This is a genomic window from Spirillospora sp. NPDC029432, assembly GCF_040703975.1.
In the GTDB taxonomy this organism is placed as follows: domain Bacteria; phylum Actinomycetota; class Actinomycetes; order Streptosporangiales; family Streptosporangiaceae; genus Spirillospora.
Genome location: NZ_JBEZWH010000044.1, coordinates 40,395 through 55,532 on the forward strand (window position 1 = coordinate 40,395; position 15,138 = coordinate 55,532).

The 15,138-nt window shown below is 73.2% G+C and carries 13 protein-coding genes; 9 read left to right on the top strand and 4 right to left on the bottom strand.

Features of this window, described 5'->3' with window-relative positions:
• The first annotated feature begins 30 nt into the window (after positions 1 to 30).
• From AB0881_RS28395 to AB0881_RS28430, 8 genes are all read left to right on the top strand, one after another.
• Positions 31 to 468, top strand: coding sequence for a hypothetical protein (locus tag AB0881_RS28395; protein ID WP_366621648.1), 438 nt, complete (start codon positions 31 to 33; stop codon positions 466 to 468).
• Between the two features lie 303 nt (positions 469 to 771).
• Entirely contained in the window at positions 772 to 1,887 is a 1,116-nt protein-coding gene (locus tag AB0881_RS28400) for a helix-turn-helix domain-containing protein (protein ID WP_366621650.1), read from the top strand.
• Positions 1,859 to 2,074 (top strand): hypothetical protein, encoded by a 216-nt coding sequence (locus AB0881_RS28405; RefSeq protein WP_366621652.1) that lies wholly within the window; start codon positions 1,859 to 1,861, stop codon positions 2,072 to 2,074. Before AB0881_RS28400 ends, AB0881_RS28405 begins: the two co-directional genes overlap by 29 nt.
• Positions 2,075 to 2,101: 27 nt before the next feature.
• On the top strand, positions 2,102 to 2,620 hold the full coding sequence (locus AB0881_RS28410; protein WP_366621654.1) for a MauE/DoxX family redox-associated membrane protein: 519 nt from the start codon (positions 2,102 to 2,104) through the stop codon (positions 2,618 to 2,620).
• Entirely contained in the window at positions 2,620 to 3,183 is a 564-nt protein-coding gene (locus AB0881_RS28415; RefSeq protein ID WP_366621656.1) for a hypothetical protein, read from the top strand. The genes AB0881_RS28410 and AB0881_RS28415 overlap by 1 nt, the downstream gene beginning before the upstream one ends.
• Positions 3,180 to 5,009 (top strand): ABC transporter ATP-binding protein, encoded by a 1,830-nt coding sequence (locus AB0881_RS28420; RefSeq protein WP_366621657.1) that lies wholly within the window; start codon positions 3,180 to 3,182, stop codon positions 5,007 to 5,009. Before AB0881_RS28415 ends, AB0881_RS28420 begins: the two co-directional genes overlap by 4 nt.
• Positions 5,006 to 5,464, top strand: coding sequence for a S26 family signal peptidase (locus AB0881_RS28425; RefSeq protein WP_366621659.1), 459 nt, complete (start codon positions 5,006 to 5,008; stop codon positions 5,462 to 5,464). The genes AB0881_RS28420 and AB0881_RS28425 overlap by 4 nt, the downstream gene beginning before the upstream one ends.
• 378 nt (positions 5,465 to 5,842) lie before the next feature.
• Entirely contained in the window at positions 5,843 to 6,166 is a 324-nt protein-coding gene (locus AB0881_RS28430; protein WP_366621661.1) for a DUF6355 family natural product biosynthesis protein, read from the top strand.
• A gap of 364 nt (positions 6,167 to 6,530) precedes the next feature.
• Here AB0881_RS28430 and AB0881_RS28435 read toward each other — a convergent pair whose 3' ends face one another.
• The 4 genes from AB0881_RS28435 to AB0881_RS28450 all read right to left on the bottom strand — a co-directional run bounded on the left by AB0881_RS28435 (position 6,531) and on the right by AB0881_RS28450 (position 11,751).
• Positions 6,531 to 6,950, bottom strand: a complete 420-nt coding sequence (locus AB0881_RS28435; protein ID WP_366621663.1) for a hypothetical protein — start codon at positions 6,948 to 6,950, stop codon at positions 6,531 to 6,533.
• A 296-nt stretch (positions 6,951 to 7,246) separates the two neighbouring features.
• A complete protein-coding gene (locus AB0881_RS28440; protein WP_366621665.1) occupies positions 7,247 to 8,491 on the bottom strand; it encodes a hypothetical protein in 1,245 nt (414 codons plus the stop codon).
• 1,065 nt (positions 8,492 to 9,556) lie between these two features.
• The gene (locus AB0881_RS28445) at positions 9,557 to 11,071 is read right to left on the bottom strand and encodes an RtcB family protein (protein WP_366621667.1); all 1,515 of its coding nucleotides are present in this window, start codon (positions 11,069 to 11,071) and stop codon (positions 9,557 to 9,559) included.
• 101 nt (positions 11,072 to 11,172) lie between these two features.
• On the bottom strand, positions 11,173 to 11,751 hold the full coding sequence (locus tag AB0881_RS28450) for a TetR family transcriptional regulator (protein WP_366621669.1): 579 nt from the start codon (positions 11,749 to 11,751) through the stop codon (positions 11,173 to 11,175).
• A gap of 150 nt (positions 11,752 to 11,901) precedes the next feature.
• Between AB0881_RS28450 and AB0881_RS28455 the strand changes: the two genes are divergently transcribed.
• Positions 11,902 to 15,105 (top strand): carboxyl transferase domain-containing protein, encoded by a 3,204-nt coding sequence (locus AB0881_RS28455; protein ID WP_366621671.1) that lies wholly within the window; start codon positions 11,902 to 11,904, stop codon positions 15,103 to 15,105.
• Positions 15,106 to 15,138 lie beyond the last annotated feature (33 nt).

A 15,138-nucleotide genomic window follows, 5' to 3' on the forward strand; every position in this document is an offset into this window, starting at 1 on the left:
TCGGCACTTCCTCTGGGAGGAGATCGTGATGTGGGCGAGCGTCATCGCAGTGATCGGAACGTTGGCGGGCGGCCTGACGACCGGGTTGCTCCAGGCTCGTGTCAGCCGTACGGCCCGCCAGGACGACCGGGCGGCCGCACGTGGGAGGCCCAGGTCGCCAACTCCAGCGCCCTGGCCGACCACCGGCAGGCGATATGGCGGTGCGAGGACCTGCGCCTCAACGCCGCTCCCACCGAAGAGATCGCCGAAGCCCGCGCCGCCGCCCGCATCACCCGTTCGGCGATCACCGGGCCGATGACGACCTTGTCCCTCCTGGCCCCTGAGCTCACCGAGCCGGCACGTGCCGCGGCCAAGGCGACCTACCTCCTGCGGGATGCGCCCGACCGGGCGACGCTCGACACCCTGCTCCAAGCCGCCCGGGACGCCAACGGTCGCCTCGTTGCCGCCGCCCGCACGTATCTGACCTGAGCCGACCGGCGACGCAGAGCCTGATCGCTCGCCCCGGATCTCCCGAGCTGCGCAGGTCGTCGGACGCGGGGCGGCCCGGCCTCCCCGTCGACGACCCGAGCGCACCTTCGCGTCGCCCGGCCCGGCCGTCTCAGCTACGAGGTCGCCGTTGCCGGACGCGTCCTGCCGTGCCGTCTCTTCCCGGGACCGAAGGGCCCTGTCGCCGCGCGGGACCCCCGCCGATACTCGGGAGAAGGTGATCAATGTCGTGGACGCGGGTCCGCGGATCGGTCCGGGACCCGCCGTGGCGCTTCGGAGGGCGGAATGTGGGGCGGCGCGGCCGGGCATCGGCTCCGGATCGACACCCGCGCCGTGCCCCCGGTCGAGCGGCTCGCGTACTGGCGGACGATGGTCGCCCGTGCGGGCTTCCCGCTCGAGGCCGACATCGACAGCCCGGGGCGTGACGGCTTCCACGGTGAGCTGACGCTGCTGACGCTGGGCGCGGTCATGGTCGGGGAGATGCGCTGTTCGCCGCTGTGCGTGGCCCGTCCCCGGCGGCTGATCCGGCGCCGCGACCCGCAGGCATACCAGCTCGACCTGGTCCGCGCCGGTTCGCTGAGCAACGTCCAGGACGGGCGGCGGGTACGGGTGGGCCCCGGCGAGATGCTGCTGCGCGACAGCTCGCGGCCCTTCACCGCCGGGCAGTCGGCCGGGCGCGGCCGGCTGTGCACCACCGTCGTGGTCCTGTTCCCGCGCTCGGAGCTGCCGCCACTGCCGTACGGCCCGCCCGACCGGCTGGTCTCCGTCCCGATCAGCGTCCGGGACGCCGCCGGGGCGCTGCTGGCCCGCCATCTGACGGACCTGCTGCGGTACGCGCCCGGATGCACTCCGGCCGAGCGCGGCATGATGGCGCGGGTCGTCCTGGATCTGATCGGCGCGCTGTGCGCCAGGGAGATGGCGGGGGAGCGCACGCCGCCGCACGGGTCCGGGCGGGGCGCGCTGCTGGCCCGCGTGCACGACTTCATCGAGCGGCGGCTGGCCGATCCGGAGCTGGCGCCGCAGCTGATCGCCGACGCCCACCAGATCTCCGTGCGTTCCCTGCACAAGCTCTTCGAGGACGGCGGCGGCACCAGCGTCGCGGCCTGGATCCGGTACCGGCGACTCGAACGCTGCCGCCGCGACCTCACCGATCCCGCGCTCCGCGGGCGGCCGGTGCACCTGGTCGCCGCGCGCTGGGGCTTCCCCGACCGCGCCCACTTCGGCAAGCTCTTCCGCGCGACCTACGGCATCTCACCCGGCGCGTACCGGACGCGTGCGCGGACGGACACATACCCGGCGCGCGCTGCCAATGACGTCCCGGTGGCCGCTCCGGATACTCGGTTCGTAGGCCCCGCGAACGGAAGGGACGACGATGACGCGTCTGATCGAGCGCACCGCTGACCGGCTGCTGTCGACCGTTGCGCCGGAGGTGGAGGCGTCCGCCATCGGCTGCTCGGAGTGCCACGCCTCCAACTGCATGCCGTACCGGTGGTGCGAGCAGTGCGCGGCCCAGCGCGCCAAGCTGTACACGCAGTGTGACTGCTGGTCGACCATCTACTTCAAGGAATGCTCCTGCGGCTCCTGCTGACGCGGGCGCCGTGGACGGGGAACGCGGATGGACTACCTCGTTCTCGCATGCCGTGCCCTGATCGGGCTCGTCCTCCTCTTCGCGGCGGTCTCGAAGCTGCCGGGCGCGGGGTTCGGCCCGTTCACCGGCACGCTGCGGCGGGCACCCCTCACCGCGAGGTTCGCCCGCCCGCTCGCGGCGGCCGTCGTGGGAGCGGAGGCGCTGATCCCCGTACTGCTGGCGGTCCCGGCCACGGTCCCGTTCGGGTTCGCCGCCGCGGCGGTGCTCCTGTCGGGCTTCGCGGTCTTCGTCGCCACCGCGCCGGCCGGATCGTCATGCCGCTGTTTCGGCCGGTCCGACACGCCCGTCGGACTCCGGCACCTGGTACGGAACGCGGGGCTGGCCGCGGTGGCGGCGGCCGGGGCCGCGAGCGGCGCCACCGGGACGGGCCACCCCGCGGGCGCGGCGGTGGCGCTGGCCGCGGGCGCGGCCGCGGCCCTGCTGGTCGTCCATTCCGACGAGATCATCGGGCTCTTCGCCGGGCCTGTCGACCGAGGAGCGAGCTGATGCCCTACCTCTCCGCCGCCGTCGTCCTGATCGGCGTGCTGTGCCTGGTGAACCTCCTGCTGACGTTCGGCGTCGTGCGCAGGCTGCGGCAGCAGGGCGGGGAGCCCCACGACCACGGCGGCGGCGATTCCGCGCGGCCGCGGCTGCTCGCGCCCGGCCGTACGGTCGGCGACTTCGCCGCGTCAACCACCGAGGGACGGCCGTTCGGGCGGGAGACCTTCGGCGACGGGACGCTGGTCGGCGTCTTCATGACGGGCTGCTGGCCGTGCCAGGACCTGCTCCCCGAGTTCGCCGAGCGCGCGCGGGACGCGGTCGGCGACCCCGACCGGGTCGTCGCGGTGGTCGCGACCGTCGACGGAGAGCACGCCGAGGACTACGTCGAGCGGCTGTCCGGGGTGGCGCGGGTGCTGGTGGAACGGGACGGCGGGCCGGTCCTCCGCGCCTTCGAGGCGTCCAGCTACCCCGCCCTCTACGTCGTGGACGCCGGCGGGGTGGTGGCCGCCGCCGGGATACGGTTCGCCGACCTGGACGGCGCCCTCTCCCGTACCGCATCGGCCCCGTGACCGCGGAGCGGCTCTCGCCACGTGCCGCCCGCGAGGCCGCGGCGGTCATCGCGAAGGCCGCGCCGCTGAGGACCGTGCGGTACCTGCTGCTCATGGTCGCCGAGGCCGCCGTGCCGGTCGTGACGATCTGGGCCACCAAACTCCTGGTGGACACCCTGGCCCGGAACGGTACGGCGGCGGACGCCTTCCGCGCGGCCGCCATGCTCGCCGCGACCGGGCTGGTCCTGGCCGTCCTGCCGCAGTACTCCCAGTACCTGGGTGCTGAGATCGGGCGTGCGACCGGGCTGCTGGCGACCGAGCGGCTCTTCGCCGCGACCGGGCGGTTCACGGGCCTCGGCCGGTTCGAGGACCCGGTGTTCCTGGACCGGCTGCGCCTGGCCCAGCAGGCGACGGTCGTCTGCAACTCGCTGCTCAGCGGGGTGTTCGCCGCGGGCCGCGGTGCGCTGACCACCGCCGGGCTGACGGTCTCGCTGATCGTGATCAGCCCGGCGATGACCGCGATCGTGCTGGTCTCCTCCGTGCCCATGCTGATCGCGCAGCTGCGGCTGTCGCGCGGGCGCGCCGGGCTGACCTGGAGGCTGGGGCCGGTCGAGCGCCGCGAGATGATGCACGCCGACCTGCTGACCGGCGTCGGGGCGGCCAAGGAGATCCGGCTGTTCGGCATGGCGGGCTTCCTGCGCACCCGCCTGCTCGCCGACCGCCGGACGGCCGACGCGGCCCGGCGGGCGCTGGACCGGCGCGAGCTGGCCGCCGAGGCGGGCCTGGCGCTGCTGGGCGCGCTGGTGGCCGGCATCGGACTCGCCTGGGCGGTGGCGGCGGCACGCCGCGGCGAGATCACCGTCGGGGACGTCACCCTGTTCGTCGGCGCGCTGACCGGCGTCCAGGTGGGGCTCAACGCCCTGCTGGTGTCGTTCGCCCGCGTGCACGAGCAGCTGCTGCGCATGGACCACTACGCGGAGGTCGTCCGGGCCGGGCCCGATCTGCCCGTGCCCGCCCGGCCGCGCCCGGCGCCGCCGCTGCGGCACGGGATCGAGCTGGACGGCGTCTGGTTCCGCTACTCCGACGGCCACCCGTGGATCCTGCGCGGCGTGGACGCGTTCCTCCCGTACCGCGGGTCGGTGGCGCTGGTGGGAGCGAACGGCGCCGGCAAGAGCACCCTGGTGAAGCTGCTGTGCCGCTTCTACGACCCGACCCGCGGCGCGATCCGGTGGGACGGGACGGACCTGCGCGAGATGGACCCGGCCGAGCTGCGAGAGCGGATCAGCGCGGTGTTCCAGGACCACGCCAACTACGACCTCTCGGCCGCCGAGAACGTGGGGGTCGGCGACGTCACCGCGATGGGCGATCTGCACCGGATCCGGGCGGCCGCCCGGCGGGCCGGGGTGGACGGCCTGCTGCGGGATCTGCCCGAAGGCTACGACACGCTCCTGACCAGGATGTTCTTCGGCGGTACGGGGGACGGAGTGGTGCTGTCGGGCGGCCAGTGGCAGCGGGTCGCGCTGGCCCGCGCGTTCATGCGCGGCGACCGCGACCTGATGATCCTGGACGAGCCCAGCTCGGTCCTGGACGCGGCCGCCGAGGCGGCGGTGCACGCGGCCGTGCGGGACCACCGCGCGGGGCGGACCAGCCTGCTGATCTCGCACCGGCTGAACACCGTCCGCGATGCCGACGTGATCGTGGTACTGGACGACGGGGTGATCGCCGAGTCCGGGAGCCACGACGAGCTGATGGCCGCCGGGGGCCGGTACGCGCGGCTGTTCCGCCTCCAGGCGGCCGGCTTCGACGGCGCCGGCCCGCCACCGGAACCCGCGGGACGGCCGCCATGACATCGGCCGCCCTCTGGGCCGCGCTGGCCGGCGGGCTTCCGCTCGCCGGGGCGCTCGCGGCTCTGCTGCAAAGCCGCCTCTACCTGGTCGTGCGGGTGGACGGCGACAGCATGGAACCCACGTTCGCGGACGGCGACCGCCTGCTCGTACGGCGCCGCCGGCCGCGCGCCCTCCATACCGGGCAGGTGGTGGTCGCGAGCAGCCCCCGCGTACGGCCGGGAGCACGGGTGCGCAGGGACCGGCGGACGCTGATGGTGAAGCGGATCGCGGCGCGGCCGGGCGAGCCCGTCCGGCCGGAACTGCTGCCGCCCGACCTGGCCCGGGACGGCGCGACCGTACCGCCCGGAATGTTCATCGTCGCGGGCGACAATCCCCGCGGCCTCAGCTCCCGCCGCCTCGGCTACCTCCCCGGGAATCTGGTGTACGGCGTGGTCGTCCGCCGCCTCAGCACCTGACCCCTGTGCCTGCCGAAAACTACGTCCGTGCAGGGGAGGTGTAACGGGAGTGGGCTCGCCGCATGGTGGACGAGGGCGCCAGCGTCAACGAGGATCACCCGCACCCTAGATCGGTCGATCCACCGCCCTGCGAGGCCCTGGCATCGAGGTCCCAGGTCTCCTGACCTCCTGACGGTCGGCGCCAGCGCGGTGGTTTTCGCGCCGCTCTCCGTCTCGCGCATGCATGCGCCGTGCTTGATGCCGCTGCCAAGGGCAAGCGGGCTTGGCCCTGGCCTGGCATGAAGCCCATCTGAAGCAGCGGTGAATGCGCCCACGGGTTGACTCAGGCGATCACCCGGTTCGGGAAAGCCCCGAAGGATCGTCAGGCGAAGGAGAACGATGAAGACCGTGCCCTTCAAGCGAGTGACCGCAGTGGCCGCGCTGGCCACGGCAGGGCTGCTGTCCGCCGGAGCCACCGCCGGCGTCGCGGTCGCGGACGAGCAGCGAGCCGCCGCGCAGTTCCGATGCGGCTTCCACATCGACAGCAACCTCAACGCCCTGTACGGGCACTGCGACACACCGCCCCGCACCGACATCATCATCAACGTCGAATCGGGCAGCGGCGACTACACCATGTGCGTGCCGCCCGGCGTGACCCGGCTCGGCAAGTGGCCCCACATCTCGTACGCGGCCTACGCCGGCAGGACGTGCAGCGCTCGGTAGCCCAGCACCCACGGCCCGGTGGGGTGAGACCGCACCGGCTCCTGGCCCGCTCTGGGTCTGGATGTGGCGGTGAGCTGGTGGCACCGTGCGACGCCCGCCCCACCGCCACCGGCCGTACTTGAGACCCCGCGCCTCCTCCGTTGAGGGGCGGGGTTTCATCGTCGCGGCCGCCGGCGCCGGCGGTGAACGCCACCGGGGGCGGGCGGCGGTCCAGAGGAGGCAGCTGAGTGTTTCCTGCGGCTGGTCGAAGCGCAGCAACGCGACACCACCGAACCCGGGGCACTCCAGACTTCACACCCAACCCGGTGCGGCTCAGGCAGGCGAACGCGTCCGGAGCGGTGCCGGTTCAGGCCGTGGTCGTGGCTCATCGAGCGGTCGACGGTACCCAGCCCTGTCGGCCGAGTTCAGCGCGTATCACGTGCGCGATGGCCCGGTTGAAGCGGGCGTTCTCGGCGGCCTCTGGATCGGCGCGGTCCTGTTCGGCCACGCTCGCCCACTGTTCCAGCGCCGACAGCACCAGCTCCCACTGATCCCGGTCCAAGGTCACCGTGCTCTGCTGTCCGGGCGCCGGCCAGGTCTCGAATCCACGCGCATCGCGCGGCCAATCGGGGATCTGGTCCCAGCCCGCCCGGCGGATGCTTCTCGCGAACTCGACCACGCCTCGGGGATCGCCTTGGACGGCTTGCGTCGCCGCCTCGTTGTCCAGTACCGCATCGACGGTCAGCCACTGGCGGGTCTGCATCTGCACCCGATAGCCGCGGTGGGCTTCCTGTGGGGAGGGCATGCACATCACCTCTGCGGGTCAGGTCCGGAGGGTGTGGACTACCGGACTGGCGATCGACAGTCCCATGATCGGGGCGTGCGGTGAGGGTGGCGGGCGCTCCCGGTGGCCGGGCCCGGTGAGGAGGCCATCGCCGCCGCGAGCACTTCGCTGATGGTGCACCGGCACTTCGGCACGTGCGGCCGGGCGGAGCAGATGCTCCGCCCGGCCGCCAGCGTATGCTTCCCGGCCGGTGCGGATGCACAGCGCGTGCGGGAAGCGGGTCTTGGCCGGTCCTCAATCGGCGGCGACGCGGCGGACTAGGTGATCCACACTCGGAAGGCATCGCCGGTGCCGCGTGCGCTGGCCGGCGGCAGGATGCGCTGGGTCTGGTAGAAGGTGGTGTTCAGAGCCGCCCCGCCGTCCTCGTTGTCGTCTTCGTCGATCATGCAGATGCTGTAGCCGCGCGAGCCGGTCCGGTTGGTGGGCACGGAAGCGGGAAGCTGGCACCAGGGGAAGGTGCGCCGGAGCCGACGCGGCGGAGTATTGGGGTTGGCGGTGAAAGCGCCCTGGCGGGTGGAGGCGAACGGGTACTCGTCGCAGCTCTTGCCGGGAGGCCGGGGGAAGGGGTTCTGGCCGGTGGGGCAGGAGCGGTTGCGGTTCTGGGTGGCGTTGGCCGGGGTGGTCCTGTTCAGCACCCGCCCGTTGGGGTAGGCGCCGGGCAGGCCCGACTGCTGGGCGTCGCGGATGTGGCGGGCCAGTTCGGGGAAGGGGCCGTTCAGCGCGTACTGCATCGCCGGCACGAAGTTCGGGAACACGCAGCCGGCGACCCGGTAGCCGGGGATGGCGTTGTCGCACCGCACCCGCGGTGAGGTCTCGGAGGAGCGGGCCGGTCGGGCGGCGGGTGCGGTGGCGGTCAGGTGCACGGTGCCGGTCTTGCTGTTGCGGCGGCCGACGGCCGGGGCGGTGTTGGTGATGGTGGCTTCGCCGCCGACGACCTGGCCTGAGTACAGCGGCTGTGGCGGGTACTGCTGGCCGGTGACCGTGCAGCGGCTGGAGCAGCTGAAGCGGCCGCCCAGGTTGACGACGGCGGCGCCGACGACGCGGAACGGGATGGCCCGGTGCGTGTAGAGCATCTCGGTGTTGGTCGCGTTGGTCTCCAGGTGGTGCAGGTCGTTGAACTCCACCTCGCCGACGGTGACCCATCGGTTGGCCACCCGCTGCCGCACGGTGACGGTCGCCGTGGAGTTCTTGCAGGCCTCGGTGCGCAGCAGGTACCAGCCGTCGCTGGCCGGCTCGTCCAGACACCACTGCGGGATGGTGCCGGCCAGGGCCTGGACGGCCGCGGCCGTCGGCCGGGTCGCGGCCGGGCTGGTGGTGGTGCACACAGCCGTGGTCTGGCCTTGGGCGGCGAGCCGGTCCAAGTCGGCCGCGGAGCAGTCACCCGCGGCGGCGGGCCGCTCGTCGGCGGCTGCTTGGAGCGGGAGCTGAGGCGCCGGGGCGGATGGCTGCGCGGTGACCGGGGCCGCGGGTGCCGGCTCGGCGTGCGCGACAGGAGCGAGCACCGAACTCACGGTCAGGGCTGTCGCTGCTGACAGCCAAAAGCGTCTCAATTTCACGGCGGCGGTTTTCCTTTCCGCGTGTGCGAGCAGTTGGGCATGTCGGCGTGAAAGGACATGCGCTTTCCCGGCTGCACGATGCAGTCAGGCCACTTCGTCAGATAGTGATCGCCATCAAGATCACCCGGCGGGTGGTCTATGTCAAGGCCTGTCTGACTCGGAGTGTCATTTAGCGATGTCGCATGACGCGAAAAGATATGCCTGCCAGCCTTGTTGCGGTGGTGGCCGGACCCGGACGCCAAGGGGCCCTTACATGCAGGCGCCGCCCTTGGGTATACGCGAAATTGCGCACCCTTGCCGCAAGGCCCAAAGGGCCCTATCGCCTAGCGGTTCCTTCGATTAGGCTCTCGGCCGTTCAGGAACCCGCTCGGTGTAGTGAGGCGAACGGGGGCGGCCGATGCGGCGCCTGCCTTCATCCCGCGGGCGTATGGTCGCTGCGCCTACCCTCCCGCGACCAAGCCCCGCGGATCGGCGAGCACTGCTCAAGCGGTGGGGAAACTGATCGGGTCACCCGGGAACCCTTGAAAGAAACAGCAGGATCGACAAGGCTGCAGCGTGCCCCGGACGGGCCGCACAACCATCACACCACCGGCCAACAAAACCCGGACAACTGATCGCCTGGGGCCCATCGCGGTCAGCTCGTCAAGCCTGAGGGAATCGAAATCCCGCCTTAAGGTGCACTTTCCGAAGCCCTCATTCGGCCAGAGTCAATTGGTGCCCGCTGGCTGTCGCAAGACCCTGGAAGGTCCGAGGCGGGATTGCGGACGTCATCGACGGTCACCCATCCGCACTAGTGCAGTCGGGCCGCCGGCTCGGCATCGGGGCGGGAGCCGGACTTCTGTTCGCGACGGCTGGCATAAGTGGAGTGTCTGAAGATCTGTGGGTGAGGCGGTGATCAGCTCGTCGTGGTTGGTCACCTGTGATCCTTCCCGGCCGGGGCATCGGCCCTTGCCTTCGGATCACCACCTCACCCACACGATCTCTAAGACAGTCCCTCCGGACATCGGGCGGTCAGCCCTTGACGGTCAGTAGGGGGCGGAGTTCGGCGACGGGGGTGGCGACGTCGGCTGCGTGCAGGGAGGTGATCACTGGGGTGATGTCCTTGTACGCCCAGGGGGCCTCTTGTTTGAGGTCGCGGCGCCAGGCGGTCATGACGTCGGGGCGGCCCGCCAGTAGTGGGTCGCGGTGGTCGAGGGGGGTGACCACGCGGAACTCGCGGAGGAAGGCGTCGAGGTCGGCGTCGCTCGCCTGGGCGGAGGTGCCGCGGGGGATGCGGCGGCCGGCGCCGTGGCAGGCGCTGGACAGGGTGCGGGGGTTGCCGTGGCCGCGCAGGACGAAGCTGGACGCGCCCATCGAGCCGGGGACGATGACCGGTTCGCCCCATATCGCGTACGGGCCGCTCTCGGTGTGGCCGCCGGCCGGGGTGGCGCCCTTGCGGTGCACCACTCGGTTTCCGTCCTGCCAGAAGAGGTTGTGCGGCGCGTCGTACAGCAGGCGCGCGTCTAGGTGCCCGCACTCGGCCGCGAGGCCGGCGCGCATCGTCAGGGACAGGAAGAAGCGGTTGCCGGTGGCGAAGTTGGCGGCGTTGCCGAACGACTCCAGGTAGCGGCGGCGGTCGTCGGCGGAGCGCTCGTCCAGGAGGAACGGCAGGATCCCGTTCCGCGGGCGGGGGAGGCCGGTAGGCCAGCCGGACCGGAGGCGGTCCAGTGCGGTGCCGTTGGCCTGGTGGCCGAGCGCGAGCGAGCCGCTGTGCGCCATCGTCACCACCGTGCCGGGTTTCAGGCCCCAGGCGTGGGCGGCCGCTGCGTCGTGGACGCGCTCGACGTACTGGAGTTCGACGAAGTGGTTGCCGCCGCCGATCCCGCCGATGACCCCGTCGCTGGTGGCGCCCCCGGACGCGCCGCCCGCGCTGCCGACCCAGTCGGCGAACGCCTCGGCGGTCCGTACCGGCAGGCCCGGCAGGTGCATGCGGTCGACGCTGTCGTCGGCGTCGGTGGACGAGATCCCGGCCCAGCCGGTGTCGCCGGTGAGGAGCAGGCCCGGCAGGCCGTCGTGGAGGAGGGCCTCGCGCTGTACTGGAGTGAGCGCGATCCGTCGGCCGCCCTCGAAGAACAGGTGCCGGAGCCGGCGTTCGAGGGCGTCCAGGCGGGGCCGGACGGCGGCGGCGTCCAGCGAGGTGACCTCCAGCCGCATGCCGCAGTTGACGTCGTTGCCGACGGCCTGGGGGAGCAGCGCGCCCTCGGTCTCGATGACGGTGCCGATCGGGATGCCGGCGCCCTTGTGGAAGTCGGGGGTGAGCGCGACCCGGGTGACGCGGGGTACGGGGCCGTCGTGCCGGACGGCCTCGGCGAGCCGTTCCAGGGTGCGGGCCGTCTCCAGGACGGCGAGCGCCTCGTCCACGGCGGCGGGTTCGAGCGGGACGTCCGGACCGGCGCAGATCTCGACGGGGATGTCGTACGGGTTGGGAAGGCGGAGCCGGCGGTCGTCGACGCGTTCGAGCCGGTGGTCCTGGCGTGCGTGGTTCAAGAAGAGTCCTTCGTGGCTGCTGAGGGGCATGGCGAGAAGAGGGCGGGGCGGAACCCGCCACGGGCCTCCGGTTCAGCAGCCGCGAGGTGAGGACGAATGTATCAGCCGTCGCCGGCCCTGCCACCCAGATAACGGGTGACCATGCGCGCGATGAACCGCGCGACGCGCTCCGGCGGCTCGGACGGCAGCATGATGTTGCTCATCGTCAGCCGGATCGCGGCGTCGGCGATCTCGCTGACCTCCGCGCGCTCCATCCGGGGCCACTGCTCCAGCGCGTGCTCGATGAGCCGGGCGCTGGCGGTGAACAGCACCGGGTCGGCCCGCGTGGTCAGCAGCGGGAGCAGCTCGTCGCCGCCGGCGCCGGTGAGCACCACCTTCTTGATCGGGTCGTCGGCGGAGGTCTCCAGCGTGAACAGCACCGCCGCCTCGACCGCCGCGAACAGGTCGTCGTGCTCGGACAGGATCCGGTCGATGTCGTCCAGGTAGCGCTCGTTGTCGCGCAGCACCACGGCCTGCGCGAGCCCCCACTTGTCGCCGAACTCGTTGTAGACCGTCTGCCTGCTCACGCCCGCGGCCGCGGCGACGTCCTGCATGCGCACGCCCCGGTAGCCGCGCCTGACCAGCTGCTCGGCCGCGGCGTCCAGCAGCGCGTCGCGGGTCGAGGGGCGCGCGGTGCTCATCGGTGTCCCTCCGGTGATCGGCTAAGGCATGTCCTCACGTGTCGGCGACGGCTGTCAAGCCGCCCCCGCCATTATCCTCCCGGCCCGGTCCGCGCCGGGAAGGCGGCGGGATGGTAGGGAATGGGGCGAGAGACGAGGCGAGGAGGGCCGGTGTCGGGAATCCTGGTGGCCAACCGCGGCGAGATCGCGCTGCGGATCCTGCGGGCGGCGCGCGAGCTGGACCTGCCGGTGATCGCGGTACGGACCCGCGACGACCCGCCGTTCCCCGGCCTGCGCCGCGCCGCGCAGGTGAGGGAGCTGCCCGGCGAGGGCGTGGCGGGCTACCTGGACGGTGACGCGATCCTCGCCGCGGCCAAGGACGCGGGCGCCACCGCGATCCATCCCGGGTACGGGTTCCTCAGCGAGAACGCCGCGTTCGCCGCCCGCTGCGCAGATGCCGGGATCACCTTCGTCGGGCCGCGCCCGGAGCTGCTGGAGCTGTTCGGCGACAAGTCGCGGGCGCGGGCCCTGGCGCGCGAGGCCGGCGTGCCGGTGACGCCCGGGACGGCCGGGACGGCGACGCTCGCCGAGGCCCGCGCGTTCCTCGCCGAGCACGGGCCGGTGATGATCAAGGCCGTCGCGGGCGGCGGCGGGCGCGGCATGCGCGCCGCCGCGACCCCCGCCGAGCTGGACGAGGCGTACGAGCGGTGCCGCTCCGAGGCGCTCGCCGCGTTCGGCGACGGCGGCCTCTACGTGGAGCGGCGCGTACCGCGCGCCCGGCACGTGGAGGTGCAGATCGCCGGGGACGGCACGGGCACCGTCACGCACCTGTGGGACCGCGACTGCAGCGTCCAGCGCCGCCACCAGAAGCTGATCGAGATCGCCCCCGCGCCCGCGCTCGCCGCGGAGACGCGGGCGGCCCTGATCGACGCGGCGGTGCGGATCGGGACGCGGGTCCGGTACGAGGGCCTCGGCACGGTCGAGTTCCTGGTGGCGGGGGAGGAGTTCTGGTTCCTGGAGGTGAACCCCCGGCTCCAGGTCGAGCACACCGTGACCGAGGAGGTCACCGGGATCGACCTGGTGACCGCGCAGATCCGGCTCGCGTACGGCGCCCGGCTGGCGGACGTGGGCCTGGCCGGGCCGCCGCCGTTCCCGCGGGCGTGCGCGGTGCAGGCGCGGGTCAACACCGAGCGGGTGGACGCGGACGGGACGCCGCGGCCGCGCTCCGGGACGCTGACCGCGTTCACGCCGCCCGCCGGGCCGGGCGTGCGGGTCGACACCCACGGGCACGCCGGGTACGAGGTCGGGGCGCGCTACGACCCGCTGCTGGCCAAGGTCGTCGGCCGCGCCGGGGACTTCGCCGCCGCGGTGGCGCGCGTCGCCGGGGCGCTGGAGGAGTTCGAGATCGCCGGGGTCGAGACCAACGTTCCGCTGCTCCAGGGCGTCCTGCGGCACCCCGCCTTCACCGGCGCCGCGTTCGACACCGGCTTCCTGACCGAGCACCTGCCCGGGATCGTCGCGGCCCTGCCGGAGCCCGAGGCCGTGGCCGTGCGGGCGGACGCGGACGCGCCCGCCGGGACGGTCCCCGTGGCCGCCCCCATGCAGGGCACGGTCGTGAGCGTGGACGTCGCCGAAGGGGACGCGGTACGGGCCGGGGCGCCGGTCCTCGTCCTCGAGGCGATGAAGATGGAGCACGTCGTCCGCGCCGGCGCGTCCGGGATCGTCCGGCGTGTCGCCGCCGCGCCCGGCGACACCGTCGCCGACGGCGCGCCCGTGCTGTTCCTCGAACCCGCCGACGTCGTCGGCGGCGACGCCGGTGAGGAGGCGCGGATCGACCCGGACGAGATCCGCGCCGATCTGGCCGAGGTGCGCGCGCGGCACGCGACCGGGCTGGACGAGGCCCGCCCCGAGGCAGTCGCCAAGCGGCACGCCCGGGGCCACCGCACCGCCCGCGAGAACATCGGCGACCTGTGCGACGCGGGCACGTTCCACGAGTACGGCGCGCTCGTCATCGCCGCCCAGCGCCGCCGCCGCACGGTGGAGGACCTGGTCGCCCGCACGCCGGCCGACGGCCTGGTCTGCGGCATCGGCGAGATCAACGGCGGCCGGGCCGTGGTGATGGCGTACGACTACACCGTCCTCGCCGGCACGCAGGGCCACCTCAACCACCGCAAGACCGACCGGATGCTGGAGCTGGCCGCGCGCCGCCGGCTGCCCGTGGTGCTGTTCGCCGAGGGCGGCGGCGGGCGGCCCGGCGACACCGACACCACCACGGTCTCCGGGCTGGACGTCACCTCGTTCCACGCCATGGGGCGGCTCAGCGGGCTCGTCCCCTCGGTCGGGATCGCCGCCGGGCGGTGCTTCGCCGGGAACGCGGCGCTGCTCGGCTGCTGCGACGTCATCATCGCCACCCGCGACGCCAACATCGGGATGGGCGGGCCGGCGATGATCGAGGGCGGCGGGCTGGGCGTGTTCCGGCCCGAGGAGATCGGGCCGGTCCGGGACCAGGAGCCCAACGGCGTCATCGACGTCGTGGTGGACGACGAGGCCGGGGCGGTCGCCGCCGCCAAGCGCTACCTGTCGTACTTCCAGGGGCCCGCGCCCGAATGGGAGTGCCCGGACCAGCGGCTGCTGCGGCACGTCGTCCCCGAGAACCGGCTGCGCGCCTACGACGTCCGCCGCGCCGTCGAGGGGCTGGCCGACACCGGCTCGGTGCTGGAGCTGCGGCGCCGGTTCGGGGTCGGGATCGTCACCGCGCTGGTCCGGATCGAGGGCCGCCCGATGGGCCTGATCGCGAACGACCCGGGCCATCTGGGCGGCGCCATCGACCGCGACGCCGCCGACAAGGCCGCCCGGTTCCTCCAGCTGTGCGACGCGCACGGCCTCCCCGTGGTGTCGCTGTGCGACACCCCCGGCTTCATGGTCGGCCCGGACGCCGAGCGGACCGCGACCGTCCGGCATTTCAGCCGGATGTTCGTCACCGGCGCCAACCTGCGGGTCCCGCTCGTCACGATCGTGCTCCGCAAGGGGTACGGGCTGGGCGCGCAGGCGATGGCGGGCGGCGGCTTCCGGGCGCCGCTGGCCACCCTGGCCTGGCCGACGGGGGAGATCGGCGGCATGGGCCTGGAGGGCGCGGTACGGCTCGGCTACCGCAAGGAGCTGGCGGCCGCGGAGGACCCGCAGGCGATGTTCGAGGAGATGGTGGCGGCCGCGTACGAGCACGGCAAGGCGCTCAACGCCGCCTCGGTGTTCGAGCTGGACGACGTCATCGACCCGGCCGACACCCGCCGCTGGATCACGACGGTGCTCGCGGGCGCGCCGGACGCCGGGGAGCGGGAGGAGCGGGCGCCGCGCCGCTGGATAGATACCTGGTGACATGTCGTGAAAGTGGCGGATCCACCGTGGAAG

Bases quoted from the DNA above. Each gene is read 5' to 3' on its own strand.
- AB0881_RS28400 (WP_366621650.1), top strand. From the start codon at position 772: ATGTGGGGCGGCGCGGCCGGGCATCGGCTCCGGATCGACACCCGCGCC.
- AB0881_RS28405 (WP_366621652.1), top strand. From the start codon at position 1,859: ATGACGCGTCTGATCGAGCGCACCGCTGACCGGCTGCTGTCGACCGTT.
- AB0881_RS28415 (WP_366621656.1), top strand. From the start codon at position 2,620: ATGCCCTACCTCTCCGCCGCCGTCGTCCTGATCGGCGTGCTGTGCCTG.
- AB0881_RS28430 (WP_366621661.1), top strand. From the start codon at position 5,843: ATGAAGACCGTGCCCTTCAAGCGAGTGACCGCAGTGGCCGCGCTGGCC.
- AB0881_RS28410 (WP_366621654.1), top strand. From the start codon at position 2,102: ATGGACTACCTCGTTCTCGCATGCCGTGCCCTGATCGGGCTCGTCCTC.
- AB0881_RS28425 (WP_366621659.1), top strand. From the start codon at position 5,006: ATGACATCGGCCGCCCTCTGGGCCGCGCTGGCCGGCGGGCTTCCGCTC.
- AB0881_RS28450 (WP_366621669.1), bottom strand. From the start codon at position 11,751: ATGAGCACCGCGCGCCCCTCGACCCGCGACGCGCTGCTGGACGCCGCG.
- AB0881_RS28435 (WP_366621663.1), bottom strand. From the start codon at position 6,950: ATGCCCTCCCCACAGGAAGCCCACCGCGGCTATCGGGTGCAGATGCAG.